Source organism: Paeniglutamicibacter psychrophenolicus (assembly GCF_030812255.1).
Lineage (GTDB): Bacteria > Actinomycetota > Actinomycetes > Actinomycetales > Micrococcaceae > Paeniglutamicibacter > Paeniglutamicibacter psychrophenolicus_A.
Genome location: NZ_JAUSSH010000008.1, coordinates 1 through 19554 on the forward strand (window position 1 = coordinate 1; position 19554 = coordinate 19554).

17 protein-coding genes are annotated in these 19554 nt (G+C 70.4%); 5 read left to right on the forward strand and 12 right to left on the reverse strand.

Annotated elements, in window-relative coordinates:
- Positions 1-500: 500 nt before the first annotated feature.
- Positions 501-1301 carry an IS1634 family transposase gene (locus tag J2T21_RS12105; protein ID WP_444939670.1) on the forward strand — a complete coding sequence of 267 codons (801 nt, stop codon included), beginning with the start codon at positions 501-503 and terminating at the stop codon, positions 1299-1301.
- A gap of 96 nt (positions 1302-1397) precedes the next feature.
- Here the strand turns inward: J2T21_RS12105 and J2T21_RS12110 are convergent, their stop codons facing one another.
- The 4 genes from J2T21_RS12110 to J2T21_RS12125 form a co-directional block, all read right to left on the reverse strand.
- On the reverse strand, positions 1398-2273 hold the full coding sequence (locus J2T21_RS12110) for a PPK2 family polyphosphate kinase (RefSeq protein ID WP_307581615.1): 876 nt from the start codon (positions 2271-2273) through the stop codon (positions 1398-1400).
- A 211-nt stretch (positions 2274-2484) separates the two neighbouring features.
- Positions 2485-3714, reverse strand: coding sequence for a pyridoxal phosphate-dependent aminotransferase (locus J2T21_RS12115; RefSeq protein ID WP_307581616.1), 1230 nt, complete (start codon positions 3712-3714; stop codon positions 2485-2487).
- 86 nt (positions 3715-3800) lie between these two features.
- Positions 3801-4808 (reverse strand): hypothetical protein, encoded by a 1008-nt coding sequence (locus J2T21_RS12120; protein WP_307581617.1) that lies wholly within the window; start codon positions 4806-4808, stop codon positions 3801-3803.
- Complete coding sequence (locus J2T21_RS12125) at positions 4805-5293, reverse strand: NUDIX hydrolase (RefSeq protein WP_307581618.1); 489 nt, start codon at positions 5291-5293, stop codon at positions 4805-4807. The genes J2T21_RS12120 and J2T21_RS12125 overlap by 4 nt, the downstream gene beginning before the upstream one ends.
- 80 nt (positions 5294-5373) lie before the next feature.
- Between J2T21_RS12125 and J2T21_RS12130 the strand changes: the two genes are divergently transcribed.
- Positions 5374-5907, forward strand: a complete 534-nt coding sequence (locus J2T21_RS12130; protein ID WP_307581619.1) for an Lrp/AsnC family transcriptional regulator — start codon at positions 5374-5376, stop codon at positions 5905-5907.
- Positions 5908-5962: 55 nt separating this feature from the next.
- Here the strand turns inward: J2T21_RS12130 and J2T21_RS12135 are convergent, their stop codons facing one another.
- The 3 genes from J2T21_RS12135 to J2T21_RS12145 form a co-directional block, all read right to left on the reverse strand.
- A complete protein-coding gene (locus J2T21_RS12135; RefSeq protein WP_307581620.1) occupies positions 5963-7234 on the reverse strand; it encodes a phosphotransferase in 1272 nt (423 codons plus the stop codon).
- Between the two features lie 22 nt (positions 7235-7256).
- Positions 7257-8111, reverse strand: a complete 855-nt coding sequence (locus tag J2T21_RS12140; RefSeq protein WP_307581621.1) for a hypothetical protein — start codon at positions 8109-8111, stop codon at positions 7257-7259.
- Positions 8112-8381: 270 nt separating this feature from the next.
- Positions 8382-9002 carry a GNAT family N-acetyltransferase gene (locus J2T21_RS12145; protein WP_307581622.1) on the reverse strand — a complete coding sequence of 207 codons (621 nt, stop codon included), beginning with the start codon at positions 9000-9002 and terminating at the stop codon, positions 8382-8384.
- A 171-nt stretch (positions 9003-9173) separates the two neighbouring features.
- Between J2T21_RS12145 and J2T21_RS12150 the strand changes: the two genes are divergently transcribed.
- The 3 genes from J2T21_RS12150 to cpaB all read left to right on the forward strand — a co-directional run bounded on the left by J2T21_RS12150 (position 9174) and on the right by cpaB (position 11027).
- Positions 9174-9767 carry a 5-formyltetrahydrofolate cyclo-ligase gene (locus J2T21_RS12150; protein ID WP_307581735.1) on the forward strand — a complete coding sequence of 198 codons (594 nt, stop codon included), beginning with the start codon at positions 9174-9176 and terminating at the stop codon, positions 9765-9767.
- Positions 9768-9920: 153 nt separating this feature from the next.
- Complete coding sequence (locus J2T21_RS12155) at positions 9921-10202, forward strand: FmdB family zinc ribbon protein (RefSeq protein WP_071213028.1); 282 nt, start codon at positions 9921-9923, stop codon at positions 10200-10202.
- 120 nt (positions 10203-10322) lie between these two features.
- The gene (gene cpaB / locus J2T21_RS12160; protein ID WP_307581623.1) at positions 10323-11027 is read left to right on the forward strand and encodes a Flp pilus assembly protein CpaB; all 705 of its coding nucleotides are present in this window, start codon (positions 10323-10325) and stop codon (positions 11025-11027) included.
- A 9-nt stretch (positions 11028-11036) separates the two neighbouring features.
- On the opposite strand, the gene J2T21_RS12165 is transcribed toward cpaB, so the two are convergent.
- The 5 genes from J2T21_RS12165 to J2T21_RS12185 all read right to left on the reverse strand — a co-directional run bounded on the left by J2T21_RS12165 (position 11037) and on the right by J2T21_RS12185 (position 19453).
- Positions 11037-11330 carry a hypothetical protein gene (locus J2T21_RS12165; RefSeq protein ID WP_307581624.1) on the reverse strand — a complete coding sequence of 98 codons (294 nt, stop codon included), beginning with the start codon at positions 11328-11330 and terminating at the stop codon, positions 11037-11039.
- A gap of 2 nt (positions 11331-11332) precedes the next feature.
- The gene (locus J2T21_RS12170) at positions 11333-15187 is read right to left on the reverse strand and encodes a DNA helicase (RefSeq protein WP_307581625.1); all 3855 of its coding nucleotides are present in this window, start codon (positions 15185-15187) and stop codon (positions 11333-11335) included.
- 236 nt (positions 15188-15423) lie between these two features.
- The gene (gene guaA / locus J2T21_RS12175) at positions 15424-17010 is read right to left on the reverse strand and encodes a glutamine-hydrolyzing GMP synthase (RefSeq protein ID WP_307581626.1); all 1587 of its coding nucleotides are present in this window, start codon (positions 17008-17010) and stop codon (positions 15424-15426) included.
- 108 nt (positions 17011-17118) lie between these two features.
- A complete protein-coding gene (locus J2T21_RS12180; protein ID WP_307581627.1) occupies positions 17119-17487 on the reverse strand; it encodes a DUF6176 family protein in 369 nt (122 codons plus the stop codon).
- A 34-nt stretch (positions 17488-17521) separates the two neighbouring features.
- Positions 17522-19453 (reverse strand): HNH endonuclease signature motif containing protein, encoded by a 1932-nt coding sequence (locus tag J2T21_RS12185; RefSeq protein WP_307581628.1) that lies wholly within the window; start codon positions 19451-19453, stop codon positions 17522-17524.
- Positions 19454-19554: the final 101 nt, after the last annotated feature.

The window sequence follows — 19554 nt, forward strand, 5'->3', positions numbered from 1 at the left end:
TTTTGTTTTGTTTTCTTGTTTGGGGTAATTTGTTTGGTTAAAAATTTCACCACCAACCCTACTCCCAATTTGGCCCAACCCCCCCCCCCCCCCGATACACGATGACGAGTCCAAACCTAACACCACGATGTGGGCATGTCTATGACTTTTGTCCAACGGCTAGAAGTAGGGATTTTGCCGTCCACTCTCCGACCGAACCGAAGGGACGATATCCGGCGCCACGGCACTGCCACGGGGCCGCGCGCTTGTCGTGGTGCCCCTCCGTCGAGGCTACGTTCTTGGGCGCTTTTGGTGCCGTGGCACTCTACGCCGTCGCGCACCACCTGCCCTTGAGCGGGCCTTGGATTTCGCAGGTGATGCTGCGCACATCGGAGCCGGTTTCCTCGGTGAAGTCGTGGCCCGGGCCGCCGCCGGTGATGTGAACGGCGGTGCTTATGGGGTGGCCTGCCGGGGGGGCTGGAACAGGTCGGTGACAAGCTGGCGGGCACGGTGGCTGGCTTCTGCCCTGCTCAAGGCCCCAGGGCGCGCTTCACCGCGGTTCCCGGCTACCCGGGAATCCAGGCCCACCAGGCGCCAAGACCGTCCACGGGCATCCCCAGCGCATCCTGCTGACCCACTCCGAAACCCTGCACCAGGCCCAAGCCCGCGGCTTCGACCAGACCCTGGGCAAGGTGACCGCCTGGCTCGAGGAACTGGCCGACACCCTGGTCCGCGGCAAGTCCCGCCGCACCCGCCAGGGACTGGAAGACCACCTCCAGAAGATCACCCACAACAGCTGGGTCGCCGAGGTCCTGACCACAAGCCTCGCCGGGGACACCCCCGCCACGTTCCGGCTCACGTTCGCGGTGGATGCCGCGGCCCGCAGGAAGCTGGAGAACCGGGTGTTCGGCAAGAGGATCCTGATCACCAACCAACCGGATTGGTCTCCGGCCGAGATCGTGGGTGCGTACCGCTCCCAGTCCCACGTCGAGGACTCCTTCCGGCAGCTCAAGGACCGCCACGTGGTCTCCTTCTCGCCCATGCACCACTGGACCGACGACCACATCCGCGTGCACGCCTTCACCTGCGTCCTGGCCCTGCAGATCGCGCACCCGATGACCCGCACCGCGGCCAACGCCGGATACAAGCTCTCCACCCGCGCACTGCTCGACGAACTGGGCACCATCGAGGAAACCGTGCTGCTGCACCACGACGGCGCCAAGGGCCGCCCGCGCGCCCAGCGGATGCTGACCGAGCACTCGAAGAGGGCCGCGAAACTTGGCGAGCTCTTCAACCTGAAAACCTACGCGCCGACCCGCTAGCCACCCGCCGAAAGGAACCCTCTGGGTAATACACCCCAAAAGAACACCTGACTAGGACAAATGAGTCCCAGTCAGGTCGCCTTTCGGAAACTGCCGCTAGGAAGCGGCCAGGCGGCGCTGCTGCTCTTCCACGTCGAAGTCGGCCGGCGGCCACTGCGGGTCGATGCCCTTCAGCGCCTGGGCGAGCAGGGTCGCCACCGCCAGCCTGGCGTACCACTTGCGGTCCGCCGGCACCACGAACCAGGGTGCGTCCTGCGTGTGGGTGCGCCGGATCGCGGTCTGGTAGGCGTCCATGTACTCGTCCCACACCTCGCGCTCGTCGATGTCGGCGGGGTTGAACTTCCAGTGCTTGTCCGCCCGCTCCAGCCGCTCGGCCAGGCGCGCACGCTGCTCGTCCTTGGAGATGTGCAGCATGACCTTGACGACGGTGGTGTGCTTGTCCGCCAGCGCGGCCTCGAAGTCCCTGATGGCGCCGTAGCGGCGCTCGATCTCCCCGGCCGGCGACAGGCCCCTGACCTTGTGGATCAGCACGTCCTCGTAGTGCGAGCGGTCGAACACGCCGATGAAGCCGGCCTGGGGCAGCGCCCTGTTGATGCGCCAGAGGAAGTCGCGCTTGGCCTCCGCGGCCGTGGGCGCCTTGAAAGCGCTCAGCTGCACGCCCTGCGGGTCGACGGCGCCGATGACGTGGCGCACGATGCCGCCCTTGCCCGCGGTGTCCATCGCCTGGAGGACCAACAGGACCTTGGCCGGGGCGCCGGCGCGCGAGGCGGCATAGAAGCGTTCCTGCAGCTCGCCGAGCTCGCGGCCCACCAGTTCCAGGTCGCGGGCGCCGCTGGCCTTGTCCCCGGTGTAGCCCGGGGTCGAGGACGGGTCGACGCCGGCCAGCTCGAAGTCCGCGGAGGCCGCAAGCGCGGGGCCCACGGCATCGGCGAAGGGAACGGGGCGCGACTTGGACTTCTGCTTCTTGCTCATGGCTGCAACCTTCATCCTCGGGGCTTGTGGAGATCAGCGTACGGCATGGGCATGAACAACCCGCGCAGGCGGACTGCGGCAATCGGTGGCGTCGGCGCGGGCCGCCCGGAACCGGCGGGAACGCCGGGAACGCCGGGGGGGGGGGGGGGGGGGCCCCCCCCGGGGGGGGGGGGGGCCCCCCCCCCCCCCCCGGGACGGCCGTGCTGCGGGCCTAGACGCTGAGCTTGCCCTCGCGCAGCTCCGCCAGGAACTCGGCGATGCGCCCGATCGCGTCCTGCAGGTCGCGCACCGCCGGCAGGGTGACCAGCCGGAAGTGGTCCGGGGCCACCCAGTTGAAAGCGGTGCCCTGGGTGATGAGCATCTTCTGCCGCTTGAGCAGTTCCAGGGCGAAGTGCTCGTCGTCGTGGATCGGGTAGATCTCCCGGTCCAGCTTCGGGAACAGGTACATCGCGCCCTTCGCCTGCTGCACCGAGACGCCCGGGATCTCGTTGAGCAGCTTGTAGGCGGTGTCGCGCTGTTCCTTCAGCCGCCCGCCGGGCAGGATCAGGTCGTTGATCGACTGGTAGCCGCCCAGCGCGGTCTGGATCGCGTGCTGGCCCGGCACGTTGGCGCACAGGCGCATGTTGGTCAGCAGGTTGATGCCCTCGATGTAGTCCCGGGCCAGGTGCCTGGGCCCGGAGATGGCCATCCAGCCGGAGCGGAAGCCGCAGACCCGGTAGGCCTTGGAGAGCCCGGAGAAGGTCAGCACCAGCACGTCGTCGGCCAATGCCGCGGTGTTGATGTGCACCGCGTCGTCGTAGAGGATCTTCTCGTAGATCTCGTCGGAGAATACGATCAGCTTGTGCCTGCGGGCCAGCTCGAGGATGCCCTCGAGCGTCGACTTCGGGTAGACCGCGCCGGTGGGGTTGTTCGGGTTGATCACCACGATGCCCTTGGTGCGCGGGGTGATCTTCGCTTCCATGTCTTGAAGGTCCGGCAGCCAGCCTTCCTCCTCGGTGTTGAGGTAGTGCACCGGGGTGCCGCCGGCCAGCGAGACCGAGGCGGTCCACAGCGGGTAGTCCGGGGCCGGAATCAGCACCTCGTCGCCGTTGTTCAGCAGCGCATTCAGCGACAGGGTGATCAGCTCGGACACGCCGTTGCCCAGGTAGACGTCGTCGACGCCGATGGTCTGGATGCCGCGGGTCTGGTAGTACTGCGAGACCGCGGTGCGCGCGGAGAAGATGCCGCGGGAGTCCGAGTAGCCCTGCGCGTTGGGCAGGTTGCGCATCATGTCCACCAGGATCGCGTCCGGGGCCTCGAAGCCGAAGGGCGCGGGGTTGCCGATGTTCAGCTTGAGGATGCGCTGGCCCTCGGCCTCCATGCGCTGGGCGTGTTCCAGCAGCGGCCCGCGAATGTCGTAGAGCACATTGTGGAGTTTCGTGGACTGCTTGAATTCTGGCATGTTCTACTTTCTCATTGGGGGCCGGGGGCGCGCCTGCACTGTGAGCAAGCCAACTCGCGGCCTGCGGCAAATGTGAAGCCGCGGCGTCATTTGGGGTTGGTGACCAGGGCCTTGTCGGTGAGCCAGTCGTCGGCGGCCTTGGGCGGTTCCAGCGCGTCGCGGCCGGTGACCATGCGGTTGAGGTTCAGCAGGTCCTCCTGCTTCAGCGCGGAGCTGAGCTTGTTGATGGCCTTGACCGCGTCCTGCCCCACCCCGTCGGTGGTGATCAGCGGCGTGATGGATTCGGGGGCGAAAAGCTTCTCGGCGCCCTGGAGCACCACCAGCGCGTTGTCCGGGATCCCGGCGTTCTCCAGGGTGGTGGCCTGGATCTGGACCTCGTCGCTGATCACCGGCAGCACGCCGCGGCCCTGCGCGTCGCTCAGCTCGATGACGGCCTTGGGGTGGCAGGCGAGCTTGGCCGCGAGTCGGGAGGTGAGTTCCGCCTTGATGCCGCCGGCGATGCCGAACTCCAGCTGCGGGCACAGCGGGGCGAGCTCGGAGGTGTTCACCAGCTGGTCCCCCGCGCTGGTGGCGGCGGTGAGCACCAGGGTGCCGGTGCGTTCGGCGTCGGCCGATTCCAGCACGGCGAAGCCCTTCGGCGCCAGGGCGTGCAGCTCCCGCTTGGTTTGCGCGGCGTCCAGATCCCCGGGGGCACCGGAGGCGTTTCCCGCGGGGCCGGCGGTGGCGTCCGTGGACGCGTCGGCGGAGGTCCCCGAGGCCGGGGCATCCGCGCCGTGCGCGCCGGGCAGCTTGCCCAGGGCGGTGAGCAACCGGCTGGATCCCGCGGCGGTGAAGTCGGCCCGTCCGGCCAGGACCTCGCCGACCGGATCGGTGGCCGGGTCGGCCATCCGCGCCTTGATCCCGGCGTCGGCCAGCATGTCCCGGTAGGCGTGGCCCAGTGCCTGGGAGGTGGCGTCGGGGCCCTGGACCAGCACCAGCTCGCGCGTCGTGGCGGCCTGCGAGGTGGTGACCTCGGCGCCCGAGGTGCAGGCGGCAAGGGAGAGCAGCAGGGCGCCGAGGCCCAGCAGGCCCAAGGGGCCGGTGGTGCGAGTCATCTGGTGCTTTCCTTGTGCAGGTTTTCCCGGTAGAGCGCGATGGCGGCGTCCACGCGCTCGACGCGGTTCAGCGAGGCAACCTCTTCCAGCGGGAACCAGGCGGCCTGGCTGGTGGTGCCATCGGCTTCGTGGCGCAGTTCCCCCGAGGTGACGGAGGCGGAGTAGAGCACCGCGACGGTTTGCATGGGGTGTTCGGTGCCGCTGTAGCGCTTGTGCGCGGGGATCACCCCGGAGTCCACCGAGAGCAGCTCGTCGATGCGCACCCGGTACCCGGTTTCCTCCTCGACCTCGCGGACCGCGCCAGCGGCGATCGCCTCGCCGAGCTCCACTCCCCCGCCGGGCAGCGTCCAGCGCGGCACGAATTGCGGGTCGCGGCCGCGCATGTCCCACAGCGCCAGCAGGATGGAACCATCGCGGACCACCACGGCGTAGGCGGCCAGCCGGGTGTCGAAGCCGCGGTGGACCGGGGGCTCGGGAGTAGTCATTGTTCCATTTTAGGGTGTCGCCGGAGCTTTCACGGGGTCCAAATCTCCCGAAGCAGGACCAACTGTGATGGAATATCAGCATGGCACCTTCAACTTTTCCGCAACAACCCGTTGATCTTGACGCCGTTGACCGTCGGATTATTCAGGAATTGGTCAATGATGCGCGCATAAGCAATGCGCTGTTGGCGCAGCGGACCGGGATCGCACCCTCGACGGCGCTGCTGCGCACCCGTGCACTGGTCGAACGCGGGGTGCTCACCGGGTACCACGCGGAGGTCAGCCTGCCGGCGGTCGGGCGCAGCGTGCAGGCGCTGATCTCGGTGCGTTTGCGCGTGCACGACCGCGTGCTGATCGACAAGTTCACGCAGAAGATGCCGCAGCTGCCGGAGGTGCTCTCGATGTTCCACACCTCCGGGGTCACCGACTACCTGTTGCACATTGCGGTGAGCTCCACCGACGCCCTGCGCGACTGGGTGCTGGACAACCTGGCCACCGACGAGTCCGTGGGGCACACCGAAACCACGTTGGTCTTCGGGCACCACAAGGGCGCCGGCGGACCGATCCCGGAGGAACCCGGCCAGGTTCCGGCCGCGCACCAGGCCGGCACCCACTAGGCACGGAGGCCCCACGCAGGGATCCACGAGGCCGGCATGCACCGGTCCGCGCCGGCTAGGCGAAGGAGTCGGCGCGGCGCACCAGTGCCTCGACGACCCGCAGCCGGGCCTCGGCCACCTGCAGCCAGCGTTCTGCGCCCAGGCCGCGGGACCCGGCGATCAACGTCAGCGCGACCGCGGCGGAGCGGGCCCACAGCGCGCGCGGGTCCACGCAGCGTTCGAAGACCGCGGCAAAACGCTCCAGGGCGGCCCCGGCGCCGTCGTTCTTCTCCCCCAGCGTGGGCAGGATCGCCAGGTGTCCGAGCAGGCAGGCGAGGTCATCGACCCGGTATCCGGGCCCCAGCGAGTCCAGGTCCAGCAGCGCGGTGATCTTCCCGCCGTCCAACAGGATGTTCGCGTCGTAGAAGTCCCCGTGGGCCGGCACCTGCTCCCCGCGGTCGGAGGCGGCAAGATGCGCCTCGATCCGCCCGGTGAGCCCCTCGATCTCCCCGGCGCGATGCGGCAGGGCGAGGGTCGCTGCCTGCTGGTAGCGCCTGGTCGAATCGCTCCAGGCCGCCCTGGGCTTCAGCTCCATGGCCGACCCGGGCAGGGCCTCGAGCAGGGAAATGAAGTCCCGGGGGTCCAGATCCGCTCCGGAATGGGGCCGGATGGCCGCGGACAGCGACTCCCCGCGCCCGGCCTCCAGGGCGAGGATGCCGGCGATAGCCGGCCCAAGGACCGGGGGCACCGGCACCGGGGTTCCGGCCAGCATCCGGTGGCGGAGATTTAGGGCCTCGATCGCCGGGGGCCGGCCCACCTTCAGGTAGACCGTCCGCGCGATGCGCAGCGGGCCGCGCGTGGTGAAGGTCGCCCGCAGCACCGCGCGGCGCAGCGGCCGGTACGCGACGGTCTTGAGCCTGGTGAGCAGTTCCCCCTCGCCCCAGGTTTCCTGCACGAAGGCCTTCTCCGCGGCCCGGGCCAGGGCCGGGAGCCCGGGGTCGCGGGGGTGGATCCAGCCGCTGACGACGACCCCGGGGGCGCGGCGGGTGGCAAAGACGCGGGTGGCGGCGACTCCCGGGACGGTGATCGCCTCGGTGCTCACGCCCAGTTCGGTGAACCCGGTGCCCGCGGGCATGCGGTACATCGCGCTGATCCCGGCCCCGGGACGGTGCTGGATGCGCAGCCGGTTGGCCTCGTAGTCCCAGTTTCCGGTGTGCACGCGCCCGCCCAGCCGGCGCACCAGCTCGGGGATGGCGGCGGGCAGGGCGGCAAGTTCCCGGGCGTCGGCATCGATGATCCGAGCCGCGTCGGTCCCGGCATGCGCGGGGCCGGGTTCGCCGGCGGTCATCGGGTCACCGGAGTGGATCAGGTCAGGCGCGGCGACGCTGCATGACGTCGTCAAGGTTGATGCGGTCTGCGGCCTTCTCGGTGCGCGGGGTGCGGGGGCCGTTGGCCGCCGATGGTTCGGCAGCGGTCTTCGGCGCGGTCGAGGGCGCGGATCCGGCCGACGGGGCCGGTGCTGCGGGGGCCGCTTCGGCCGCCGGAACCACGGGGGTTGCAGGGAGAACGGGAAGGGTGGCAATCGGGGAATCCGCGGACGCGGACGCGTTGGCGGCGCCGGTGGCCTCGGCCAGGCGCGCGGCGGCCTCCCGGGAGCGCAGCGTCGCGCTGGACGATGCCTGGGGCGCCTCGGCGGCTTGAAGCGGGGCCGGGGCCTGGCGCTTGGCGGTGTTGGCCACGACGTACTGCGGCAGCGGGACCTCGGTGGGCTCCCAGCCCTCGGGTCGCTGGACCGCTGCCCCCTTGTGGGCGATGCGCAGCGCCTCGGCGCGCAATTCCTGGACGGTCAGCCGCGGGGCGCGCTTGTTGGAGTTCGGCTGGGCGTCGAAGACCACTGCGGTCTTCTTCACCGGTTCGCTCACCGGGGTGCGGCCGGTTTCCATGGCACGGGTGCGCGTGGCATCCAGGCGGGCCAAGAGCTTCCTGCGCCGGTCGCGCACGGCCAGGCCGCGCAGCGTGGAGAAGCTGGCCAGGCCCACGAGCAGGGCGATCAGCGGCACCCATCCGGAGACCACCGAAACCAGGGCGAGCACCCCGCCGATGAGCAGGGTGGGGACGGCGAGGCATCCGAGCAGTGCAACAGCCAAGCGGTCGTAGAAAATCCGCAAGGGCGCCTGCGCAGCCGGACGTGACGCGGCTGAAGCGTTGGATGCTACCGGTGCCATGTTGCTCCTTCGTCGGCTGGCGACTGACTTCTTGTGGCGGATCCGCCCGGCCCAGTGTCCTGGTGGCCGGTCCACCCCGTCGTGGCGGTTCACGGGGGGGGTGCCTGGGCCCCGCTCGCACAGGTTGCCGCGGGGTTTGGCTCCCAATGTGAAACGTCCACGTCAACCACATTAAGCATGCAAGCGCGTGCGATGCCGCATTCGACCCGGTGTGTCTGGCAATACTCTGGACAAAATCGGGATTTCGGGGTGTTTGGGGTGCTTGTGTCGCTATTGCGTCATGCCCAGCCACCGATTGAGCATCCCACCCGGGACCTCGGGCCCGGTCAGCGCGAAACTGCGGTGGTCGGCCCAGTTTCCGTTGATGTGCAGGAAGTCCTTGCGCAGCCCCTCGTCGCGGAAGCCAAGTTTCTCCACCACGCGCAGGCTCGGGCCGTTCTCGGGGCGGATGTTGATTTCGATCCGGTGCAGGCCCATCGCCCTGAAGCAGTGGTCCACCGCCATCGCCACGGCCTCCGGCGCGATGCCCTCCCCGGCGTGGCCTACATCGACCCAGTAGCCGATGGATCCGCTGCGCGCCGCACCCCACATGATCGAGGAGACGGTCAGCTGGCCGACGATCGGGGCGTGCCTGGAGTGCAGCGAGGGAAGGGTGATGGCCCAGGGCAGGCACTGGCCCAGGCGCGCGGAACGGTTCTGCGTGGAGACCATCGCCCCGAAGTCCGCCGGGTGGCCGGCGCCCTCGGGCAGGGTCGCGTCCCAGGGGGTCAGCCACTGCTCGTTGGTGCGGCGCAAATGCATCCATTCGGCCTTGTCGCGGCGGCGCATCGGGCGCAACACCACGCGCGGGCCCTGCACCGTAACGGGCCAGTGGCGATCAAATTCGGACATGTCAACAATCCTAGCGATGCGCGGGTCCTGCGCATGCACCGCCCGGGGGCCGCGGCGGCGCGTCCTTCGGCCCCGGGGGCGGGCCGCTGCCGGAAAGGGGCAGGAGAGGATCCGGAGTGGATGTCCACGGCGGTCCGTGCCGGCGGGGCTAGACTGTGGATCGTGACACAGATGAACTCCAAGGACGAAGTGAGGAACCGGTTTCGTGCCCGACGCCGGGACATGGGAGCGGCGGCGCGCGCCGCCGAAATGGCGTTGCTCGCCGAGCACCTGCTGCCGTGGCTTGAGGCCAACGCACCGCGCCGGACCGTGACCTGCTTCCTGTCCTACGGCGCCGAGCCGCCCACCGCGAACCTGCTGGCCCGGCTCCATGCGGCCGGCTACACGATCCACGTGCCGATCTGCGAACCGGAACGGCAGCTGTCCTGGACGCGCTGGCACCCCGGCATCGAGATGGCCCGCAGCGCGGTCGGACCCATCGACGAGCCCGTCGGTGAGCGCTTCGGCCCCGGGCTGATGGAGCAGGTCGATGTGATCCTGGTGCCCGCGCAGGCGGTTGACACCAACGGGGAGCGGCTGGGGCAGGGCGGCGGCTACTACGACCGCTTCATCTCCGCGCTTCCCGGGCCCGGCAAGCGCCCGAAGCTGGTGAGCATCCTGTTCGAGCACGAGTTCGTTGCGGCCGGGCAGATCCCCGTCGAGCCCTTCGACCAGCGGGTCGAGGCGGTCGTGCTGCCCTCCGGGGTGCGTAACCTCACCCGGTAGCCGCGGGCCGGTGCGTTAGAATTGGTGCAGGTGGACGCCCTCGGGCGCCCGCACTCCCCCATCAACAGTCGCTTGCCCGGGTGCCGTGCCGTGCCGCTTTGCTGCCCCGGCGGCCCCGCGCCATGCACGCAATGCCCGTGCGAAAGGATCGATATGCCTACCTATGTTTACGCCTGCAAGGACTGTGGCCACGGCCTGGAGGTCGTCCAGTCGTTCACCGACGAGGCACTGACCGTTTGCCCCGAATGCCAGGGCGCCCTGCGCAAGAAGTTCAACAGCGTCGGGGTGGTCTTCAAGGGCTCGGGCTTCTACCGCAACGATTCGCGTTCGACCACCAGCTCCAGCACCCCGGCCGCCGCCGACACCAAGGCATCCGCGCCGGCTCCTGCCGCGGCACCGGTTTCCGCGTCGGCTTCCGCGTCGGCTTCAGCCTAGGCCGCTTCCCCGGCGGGACGCGACGCACTTCCTCGCACAGGGACCTCTCCCCGGCCGCTCGTATCACCGCTTCGCCATGGGCTCCATCCGTTTGGGTGGGGCCCATGAGTTGCTTAAGGCATGTCCCTTTTTCGCCGCTCCGCCATGGCCCGCCCGTCCGCTGCCACCCGGGTGCCCCGCCGCACCGGCCCGGAGCTGTTCGCCAAGTACCGCAGGCACCTTGCCGCGGCGCTGCTGATGCTCTCGCTGGCCGTGTCCCTGGCGGTGCTGGCCCCCGACACCGAGGAACGCGTCGAGGTGCTGGTCGCCGCGCACGACCTGCCGGTTGGCACCGTGCTGCGCGAAGGCGACCTGCGCAGCCAGCCGGTGGCCCGCTCACTGGTGCCCGCGGGCACCTCCGACAGCGAGCCCCCGGCGGCCGGGTCGCGTCTGGCGATACCCGTGCCGGCCGGCACCCCGGTGCTGCCCGGCATGGTGATCGGGCCCGGGCTGCTGGCCGGGCTGGCCCCGGGCTCGGTGGCCGTGCCGCTGCGGCTGGACGACGAGCAGACCGCGTCCCTGGTGCGGGCGGGCCAGCTGGTCGATGTGGTGCTCACCGAGGGCAACGGGTTCGAGACCAAGCTGGTCTCCCGGGTGCTCGCGCGGGCCGTGCCGATCCTGTGGACCGGGGCCCAGGCGCAGCCGGACGGGCAGGCGCCGTGGTCGGTGGCCGCGGGATCGGGCCAGGGCGGGCTGATCGTGGTGGGTGCCGGTCCGGGCAGTGCCGAGCAGCTTTCCACCGCGGCGCAGCGCGGCAAGGTCTCGGTGGTCCTGGTCAACCCGTAGGCGGGCGGGTCAGTCCCAGTGCGGGGGGCGCTGGGACTTCATCCAGTCGCCGAGGTCCTCGTCCGCGTCTCCCCAGCGCCGCGGGTCGTCGTCCGCGGCGCGCTGCTCCAGGACCGGGCCGGTCGCCGGGGCCTCCGGCTGCTTCGCCGGCGTGGCCGGACGGGTGCCGGGTGCCGCTTCGGGGCGGCCGGCAGCGTGGGGCAGCCGGAAGACCCCGACCAGCGTCGAATCGCTGACCTGTTGGGGCGGGGCGGTGAAGCGCCGCGGCTTTATCCGCCGCGGCGCGTCGTTATCGGCGGGCATGGCTAGGCATCGGCCAGGTCCGAGGCGCGGGGTCCGTGGCCCGCGGCATTCGGGGTTGCGGTGCCGGGGGTCCCGGAGGCCGGGGCCGGGGATCCCTGCCCGGAGGCAGCCGCGGGCGCGGCCTTGGCGTCGCCGGTGCCCTCGCCGGTGCCGTCGCCGGTGCCCTCGAGGCCCAGGAAGCCGGCCAGCATGTTGGCGACCCGGTCGGGGTCGGAGAACACGTCGATGGTCCACAGCGGCACATAGCGCCAGCCCAGGGCCTCGAAGAGCTGCGGGCGCAGGCGGCTGCGCTCGCGCACCGACAGTTCCCGGTAGCCCTGGGTGCCGTCGTACACCACGGCCAGCGGCGCCGCGGTGCCGTTGCCGGTGACATCCAGCGCGTGCGCGGCGATGTCCAGCACGCCGCGGTAGTGCTGGGTGACGATGGCCCCGCGTTCGGCCAGCCGCGACATCAGGTCGGTGACCAGCGGATCCTGCAGCGGGGTGGCGGTGGCGGACATGCCCGAGTCCCCGCCGAGCACCCGGCCGAAGAGCTCCAGGAAGCGGCAGGCGCCGAAGCGCATCCGCGACAGGTCCATGTCCTGCGGGCGCAGCGCCGAGACCAGCACCATCGACTCCCGCGCCCGGGTCACGGCGTTGACGAACAGCTCGTCGCCGCCGGCCACCGAGAGCGCGCCGAAGTCATGCACGGCCTTGCCGTGGGTGGTCCGTCCGTAGCCCAGCGACAGGATGATCGAGTCGCGCTGCAGCCCGGACAGCTTGTCGACGCTGGTGACCAGGAAGCGCTCCTTGGCGGCGCGGAAGTGCTTCGTCGCCCATGGGTGGTTGGGCAGCTGCACGCGAATGCCCTCGGCGATCGCGGCGGCGTGCCGGCGGTTCCCGGCGATGACGGCCAGGGTCTGCTCGCCGCGCCTGGCCAGGTGGGTGAAGACCAGGTCCACGACGCGCTGGACCTCCGCGACGGTGGTTTGAACCGATTCGCCGTCGGCCCCCAGGGACCCGGTGCCGTCCATCACGTACTCGGCCTTCAGCGCCGGGGTGCCGGCACCCAGCGAGCGGGCGGCGGGCAGCCGGGAGAGCGAGCCGGCGTAGAAGTCGTGCGAGAGCGACTCGGTCAGCCCCTCGTCGATGCCCCGGTAGGCGGTGGCCAGCCGGCACAGCGGCAACACCGCCTGCAGGGATTCCATCGCGGAGATCGGGGCGGGTTCGACGCGCGCGTGCGCGGTGGGGTCCACCGAGACCTCGAACGGGTTCGGGGCGCCCATCATGGTGTCGCCGAACGCGATGACCTGCTTCGAGCGGGAGATCGAGCCGAGCACCGAACGCAGCGACAGCGAGTCGGCATCGAGCAGGATCACCGCGTCGAATTCCATCCGCGCCGGGACCGTGGCGGGGATCAGCAGCGGGGAGCCGACCCACACGGGGCACAGCGAGTTCAGCAGCGCGTCGCCCAGGGCCTCGAGGTCCGCGACCGCCGGTTCCCCGTCCTTGAGCATGGCGCGCAGCTCGCGCGAGGCCGCGCGGTGGTCGGCCAGCGCCGCCTTCCAGTTCTTGGCCAGGGCCCAGCGCAGGCGCGCGGCGCCGGAGGCCACGTGCGCGGAGTCGGCCAGCCGGTACTCGGCCTCGAGCCGGCGCAGCTTCTCCCCGTCGTTCATCGCCAGGAAGTCGTCGCCGGAGATCATGGCTTCCAGGGCCGACTGCCACCAGGCCAGGTCCAGTTCCGCGGGCACGGCACCGGCGGCGACGTTGCGTGCCCGGAAGTCGTCCATCAGCTCGCCCAGGCCGTGTTCGGCCAGCTGCTCGGTGATCAACGTGCGTTCGGGCAGCTGGGCCAGCTCGCCCTGGTGCTCCAGCAGCTTGTCCATGCGCTCGAGCAGCGTGGCGATGGATTCGTCGCGCAGGTGGGCGCCGGATGCGGCGGGCAGCAGCGTGGCCAGCTTGTCCAGGCGCGCACCGGCGTCCTGGTAGCCGGCGTTGACATCCAGCAGCCCGGCCGGCACCATCGGGTGGCGCTGGGAGGTGGCGTGGTGGTGCCAGGCCAGGTGCTGTTCCTGCACGGCCTCGAGCGCGGACTGCAGGTCCGAGACGTGCACGCCGGGCCGGACGTAGTCCTTGGCGACCTTGCGCAGCCGCGAGCGGGTCATCGAGCTCATCTCGATGCCGCGTTCCCGGCGCCAGGACGAGGAGGCGGTGGCGGAGATCAGGTCCTCAACGGACTTGTCGAAGATGTCGGACTCGAACTTGTCCAGCGAGCCGCGCACCGCGACCAGCAAATCCAGCTGCTCGCCCCACTTGTTGTAGGAGTCGGCCAGGCGGATCTCGGAGTGCGCGGCGACCTTGAGCATGTGGTCGCGCAGGATCGGCAGGTCCCGCTGCAGGCCGGTGACCAGGTCCAGGGCGGTGTCGGTGTCGCGCTTGTTGCGCAGCCGCGCCCCGTACCAGGGGCTGGAGGCCGAGGCGCGCACGAACGCGCCGAGCTCGGAGGCACGCGTGAGCTTGGCGGCGGTGGAGGTGCGGTCGGTGATCGAGTCGAGCACCGAGCGCTTCAGGCGCACCGTGGTGGCCGGGGCCGGGGACAGCGAGGTGAGCCGGGCCAGTTCCTGCATGGCCCGGTACGGGGAGCAGCCCCAGCGGGCGCGGGTCGAGTGCAGCGAGTGCACGTGCTCGAGCAGGGCGTGGCGGTGGTCGCGCAGCGCGGCGTGCAGCTTGCCCAGCGACGGTTCGGTGGCGCGCTCGTTGCGCAGGATCGCCCGGGTCAGCAGGTTGCGCAGCTGATCGGGGTCGTCCTCCGGGCTCAGCAGCAGCGCGGTGCCGGCCAAATCCAGCTCGGCGAAGCGGGCCACGAATTCCTCGGCGCTGGAGCGGCGCTCGGCCACCACCAGCACGCGCTTGCCCGCGGCGGCGAGCACGCCGGCGGCGTTGAGCGCCGTCTGGGTCTGTCCGCTGCCGGCCGGGGCGCTGATGGCCACCGATTCGCCGGCCTCGATGAGGTCCAGGGCCGCCTGCTGGGATTCGTCGGCATCCAGCAGCAGCAGCTCGTCGGCCGGGTCGCGCTGGTCGCTGGTGCGGCGGGGGCCGGTGGCCGGTGGCCGGCCGGCAGTGGCGCCGGCGTTCGCCTCGCCGGGGCCGTGGGCCGAATCCCGGGTGCGGTTGATTTCCGCGTCGAAGAGCCTGGCCAGCACCGGGTGCTGCACATCGATGGTGCCGGGGTCGGCCGGATCGGCCAGGTCGGCGAAGGTGGAGATCAGCAGGCGGTGGGCGATGACCATGCCGGAGACGTCGGCAACCTGGGTGCGCAGCGCGTCCATGGCGCGGGTCGGGTCGAAGCGGGCGATCGAGTAGGCGGCGGCGTTGATTCCCTCGACGTCGATGTCCAGCTGGTGCTGGCGCTTGAAGTAGCGCAGCAGGGCGGGCGAGAACTCGGCCCGGCCCATCAGCTGGATCTCGAAGTCGTCCTGGTCCTCGCGCACCGAGAGCACGATGCGCCCGAGCATGATCGGGGCGTTGAATTGCTCGCTGCGGCCCTCGTGCACGGCGCGCCAGTTGGCCTGGCCGGCGGAGAGGTAGCCGACGTCGATGCCGCGCTCGTCCCAGAGCTCGCGGATCTTGGAGCGCAGGGCGTCGGCGGTGCGCCGGGCCGAGTCGTATTGGTCGGAGTCGCGCAGCAGCGTGGAGAGCCGGGTGCGTCGTCCGGCCAGGAACTGGGCCAGCCCCGAGGGATGCGCATGGGTGATGTCGATGCTGTTGGACACCGAGGGCGCGAAACGCAGCAGCGTGTCGGTCCCCACCCCGGGGCCCAGGGAGTCAACCCACGTGGAGACCAATTCATCTGTGTGTTGCTGGTGCTCTGTCACCATACCGTCCCTTCACCTCTGCCGCGAATGCGACCGCAGCCGTGTGGCGCATTGCCGCACGGATACAGTCAGCCCTTACCAACCTAGTGCAAAACGGGGCCCCGGTGCCGAACCGAAACACGTTCGCACCGGCCCCGTTGCCGCGCGGGGAGCCGGGGCTCCCTGCGCATACAGTTCAGGGGGAGCCCCTGGCGTGGGCCTCCCCCTGAACTTTCCCGTCGGCGCCTACGCCGCCGGGCCTACTCCCATTCGATGGTGCCCGGCGGCTTGGACGTCACGTCCAGCACCACGCGGTTGACCCCGTCGACCTCGTTGGTGATCCGGTTGGAGATCCTTGCCAGCAGGTCGTAGGGCAGGCGCGACCAGTCGGCGGTCATCGCATCCTCGGAAGACACCGGGCGCAGCACGATCGGGTGGCCGTAGGTGCGGTGGTCGCCCTGCACGCCCACGGAGCGCACGTCGGCCAGCAGGACGACCGGCATCTGCCAGACGTCCTCGTCCAGGCCGGCGGCGGTCAGCTCGGCGCGCGCAATGGCGTCGGCCTTGCGCAGCAGTTCCAGGCGTTCCTCGTTGACCGCACCGATGATGCGGATGCCCAGGCCCGGGCCCGGGAACGGCTGGCGCATGACGATCTCGGCCGGGAGGCCAAGCTGCTTGCCCACGGCGCGGACCTCGTCCTTGAAGAGCGCGCGCAGCGGCTCTACCAGCTCGAAGTCCAGGTCCTCGGGCAGCCCGCCGACGTTGTGGTGGCTCTTGATGTTGCTGGCGCCCTCGCCGCCGCCGGATTCGACGACGTCCGGGTACAGGGTGCCCTGGACCAGGAACTTCACCGGCTGGCCGGAGTCGGCCGCCTCGGCGAGGATCGCGGTTTCCGCGGCCTCGAAGGCGCGGATGAACTCGCGGCCGATGATCTTGCGCTTGGTCTCCGGATCGGTGACCCCGTCCAACGCGGTGAGGAAGCGCTCGCGCTCGTCGGCGATGTAGAGCTTGGCGCCGGTGGCGGCGACGAAGTCGGTTTCGACCTGTTCGGCTTCGCCCTCGCGCAGCAGCCCGTGGTTCACGAATACGCAGGTGAGCTGGTCGCCGATGGCGCGCTGCACCAAGGCGGCGGCCACCGCGGAGTCGACGCCGCCGGACAGCCCGCAGATGGCACGGCCGTCTCCGACCTGCTCGCGGATCTTGTCTACCTGCTCGTCCAGGATGTTCGCTGCGGTCCAGGACGGGGCCAGGCCCGCGCCGTGGTACAGGAAGTTCTCCAGGACCTGCTGGCCGTGGTCCGAGTGCTTGACCTCCGGGTGCCACTGCACGCCGTAGAGGCGCTTGGCCTCGTTGGCGAAGGCCGCAACCGGTGCGCCGGCGGTGGTGGCCAGCACCTCGAAGCCCTCGGGGGCCTTCGAGACGGAGTCGCCGTGGCTCATCCAGACGTTCTGGCTTTCCGGCATGCCGGCCAGGATGGAGCGGGCCGCGCCGGACGCGGTGGCGTCGGTGGCGCCGTATTCGCGCAATCCGGTTTCGGCCACGACGCCGCCCAGGGCGTTGGCCATGGCCTGGAAGCCGTAGCAGATGCCCAGTACCGGGACACCTGCCTCAAACAGGTCGGCACCGACACTCGGGGCACCGTCGGCGTAAACGCTCGAGGGACCTCCGGAGAGGATGATTGCCGCCGGGTTCTTGGCGAGAATCTGTTCGGTGGTGAAGGTATGCGGGACGATCTCCGAATACACGTTGGCTTCGCGTACACGCCGAGCAATCAGCTGTGCGTACTGGGCCCCGTAATCGACGACCAGAACCGGCTGTTGCTCTGGGGTGCTGGGAGTGTTGGTCACGCGCCTAAGCTTAGCCGCCCGGGCAGCCCGCTTGCATCTTCAACCGGCCGGGAGTGACGCACGCTACGCGGGGCCCCGTCACAGTGCTGCCCGCGCGACGCCCTGGCGTCATTCTCCCGCTTCACCTGCAGCGGATTCCAAGCCGGTGCGCACGCGTGCCGGGAGCATCGCCACTTTCGGGGCAAGGTCCACGTGCGAGTATGACGGGTCGATGCACTCGTGCCAGTATTCCAGGTGCTTGGCATCGATCCAGTGGCCCGAGTCCCGCACGTCGATCCCGCCGGGGACCTGGATGCTGAACCAGTACAGGTAGTCGGCTCCGGCGAGGTGCTCGTGGAAGATCGTCTCCACCAGCATCCGCTCCCCTTCAAGGGTCTGCAGGACGGCGTCCATGTTCTCGTTCAGGAACGCCAGCCACACCTCGACAACGTCCATCTTGCCGGGCAGCACCCGAAACCTGCTCAATTCGATATCCACGACATCGACCCTAAGTGGGAACGCTGCGGGATGGTTAGTCGGTGAACATTGGCGGGGTGTAGCCGGCGGTGCGCAGCTCGGGGTGCCAGTAGAGGTTGCGTTCCGGGTCACCGCGGGGCTGGCCCGCGCGGCCGACGACGTAGGGAATGCCGTTGATCATTTTCAGCGTGATCAGCCCGGCATGGATCATCAGGTGGTGGTGCTGGCAGGTATTTGCGCCATTGTCGACGCTGGTCTCCCCGCCCTCCTGCCAGGGCTTGACGTGGTGGTACTCATTGGTGGAGGCGGGGCGGTGGCAGCCCGGGACCACGCAGCCGCGGTCGCGGATGGCGATGGCCCGGCGCTGCGCCGGGGTGAATCCGCGCACGGTCCGGCCCAGGTCCAGTATTTCCCCGGCGGATCCGAGCAGTGCCGGCAGCAGGTCGGCGTCGCAGGCCAGGCGGCGGATGTTCGCCGCCGAGATGGGCGTGCCGTGGGCGGTGATCCCGGCGTCTTCACATTGGCCCAGCAGGCTGCGGTAGCCGATCAGCACCCCGATCTTCACCGGCAGGCCTCCGGAGTCCGGGACCCCGGTGCCGTTCAGGGCACCGGTGATCGCGGCGATGAGCCCGTCGAGCAGCAATTGCGGGGCGGTGCGCGAATCCCGGTCTTCCCACCCCTGCAGTTCTTCGGCGGAGCCGGGTGCGTTGTCTCCGGTGCCGGGCGCAGGTGGGCCGCAGGACCACTCCGAGCGCGGCGCCAGCTCCGGGTCGGCGCCCGGTGCCAGTGCCCACTCCGGGGCGGGTGCTCCGGCGGGTGCCCAACCATCTGGGGTGGCGTCCTTGGTGGTGCTGTCGCCGGGAGCCGGATCGCCGAAGCCCTCTGGGGCGCCGGGGGCTCCGGTGTCCTGCGGTGGCTCGACCCCCGCGGTCCCGGGGGCGCCGGCGGCAGGGTCCGCAGCGGCAGGGTCCTCAGCGGCAGGGTCCGCGGTGGCTGGGTCCGCGGCGGCTGTGCCCGCCGTGTCGTGTGTCGTGGCGCTCGGGGTGTTTGCGTCGGGGCGGGTGTCGGTGCGGGTGACCGGACCGCGGGTCGAGACCGAGGACGGAGGCAGCTTGCTCGAACGAGGGTTGGTCCAGGCCTCGCCGAACGCCCTGATGGCCTCGGAGTCCACGGGGTCGCAGGACAGCTGGTATATGTCGCAGCCGTCGCGGTGGTACTTGTAGAAGAATCCGCGCTTGGCCCGGATCTGGGCGTCGGTGATCGGCGCCCCGTTCCGGGTGAGGAAGGCGTCCCAGTCGGCCAGCGCCTTGTACCCGTGCCTGGGTTCCGCGGCGGTGACGGCTTCGGCGACCGAGGCCTCGATGTCGGCGGCCAACCGCGGGGCCTCCGGGTGCAGTGCGAGGCGCGGCTGCAGCGAGGACAGCTTCTTGGCCAGCTGTGCCAGCGTTCCCACATCGGATTGTCCGGCTTCCGCCGCCTGCGCCAGGATCGGGAACACCGGTGCCCGGCGGCCGCCGTCATCGGCGGCGGAGCCCGCCTGGGCCGGGGCGATGAGCAGCCGGGAACCGCCGAGCCGTCGCTTGGATTCCGCTTCGGTGATGTGCAGGTGCGCCTGCATCCACTCGTTGGTGTTTCGGTGCGCGGCCATCCCCTGGCACATCCGCTCCACCGGCACGTTCGCCGTCCCGTCGGACAGGGAACACGGGTCGGCGGCCAGCGCGTCGACCTGCGCCGCGGTGCCCGGGTCCAGCCGGTGGACCTGGAGAGCGTCGGCGGTGAACACCGCGTGCATCTGCCCGTAGGCGATCGATCGGTTGCCCTGCTCGTAGAGCCCCAGCACCAGGGCGGCGGAGGCGGCATCCAGGTCCGCGGACCCCAGCCGCTGCTGCGCGGCACGCACCGCCAGCACCGCGGCGGCAAGCTGCCGGATCGCGGTGTCGGTGTCTGCCTGCCCCCTCGGGGTGGCGGTGGGCGCGGTGGTGGTCATGAACCCCAGTCTGCCCCTCCGCGGCCCGGCGCGCGGCGGGGGGAAGCCGATTGTGGGGGGAAGTGGGCCCGAAGGCCGGCAGGGGAAGGCGCGAAGCACGA

Excerpts from the sequence above, each read along its gene's own strand:
- J2T21_RS12110 (WP_307581615.1), bottom strand. The coding sequence starts at position 2,273 with ATGAGCAAGAAGCAGAAGTCCAAGTCGCGCCCCGTTCCCTTCGCCGAT.
- J2T21_RS12115 (WP_307581616.1), bottom strand. The coding sequence starts at position 3,714 with ATGCCAGAATTCAAGCAGTCCACGAAACTCCACAATGTGCTCTACGAC.
- J2T21_RS12120 (WP_307581617.1), bottom strand. The coding sequence starts at position 4,808 with ATGACTCGCACCACCGGCCCCTTGGGCCTGCTGGGCCTCGGCGCCCTG.
- J2T21_RS12125 (WP_307581618.1), bottom strand. The coding sequence starts at position 5,293 with ATGACTACTCCCGAGCCCCCGGTCCACCGCGGCTTCGACACCCGGCTG.
- J2T21_RS12130 (WP_307581619.1), top strand. The coding sequence starts at position 5,374 with ATGGCACCTTCAACTTTTCCGCAACAACCCGTTGATCTTGACGCCGTT.
- J2T21_RS12135 (WP_307581620.1), bottom strand. The coding sequence starts at position 7,234 with ATGACCGCCGGCGAACCCGGCCCCGCGCATGCCGGGACCGACGCGGCT.
- J2T21_RS12140 (WP_307581621.1), bottom strand. The coding sequence starts at position 8,111 with ATGGCACCGGTAGCATCCAACGCTTCAGCCGCGTCACGTCCGGCTGCG.
- J2T21_RS12145 (WP_307581622.1), bottom strand. The coding sequence starts at position 9,002 with ATGTCCGAATTTGATCGCCACTGGCCCGTTACGGTGCAGGGCCCGCGC.
- J2T21_RS12150 (WP_307581735.1), top strand. The coding sequence starts at position 9,174 with ATGAACTCCAAGGACGAAGTGAGGAACCGGTTTCGTGCCCGACGCCGG.
- J2T21_RS12155 (WP_071213028.1), top strand. The coding sequence starts at position 9,921 with ATGCCTACCTATGTTTACGCCTGCAAGGACTGTGGCCACGGCCTGGAG.
- cpaB (WP_307581623.1), top strand. The coding sequence starts at position 10,323 with ATGTCCCTTTTTCGCCGCTCCGCCATGGCCCGCCCGTCCGCTGCCACC.
- J2T21_RS12165 (WP_307581624.1), bottom strand. The coding sequence starts at position 11,330 with ATGCCCGCCGATAACGACGCGCCGCGGCGGATAAAGCCGCGGCGCTTC.
- J2T21_RS12170 (WP_307581625.1), bottom strand. The coding sequence starts at position 15,187 with ATGGTGACAGAGCACCAGCAACACACAGATGAATTGGTCTCCACGTGG.
- J2T21_RS12185 (WP_307581628.1), bottom strand. The coding sequence starts at position 19,453 with ATGACCACCACCGCGCCCACCGCCACCCCGAGGGGGCAGGCAGACACC.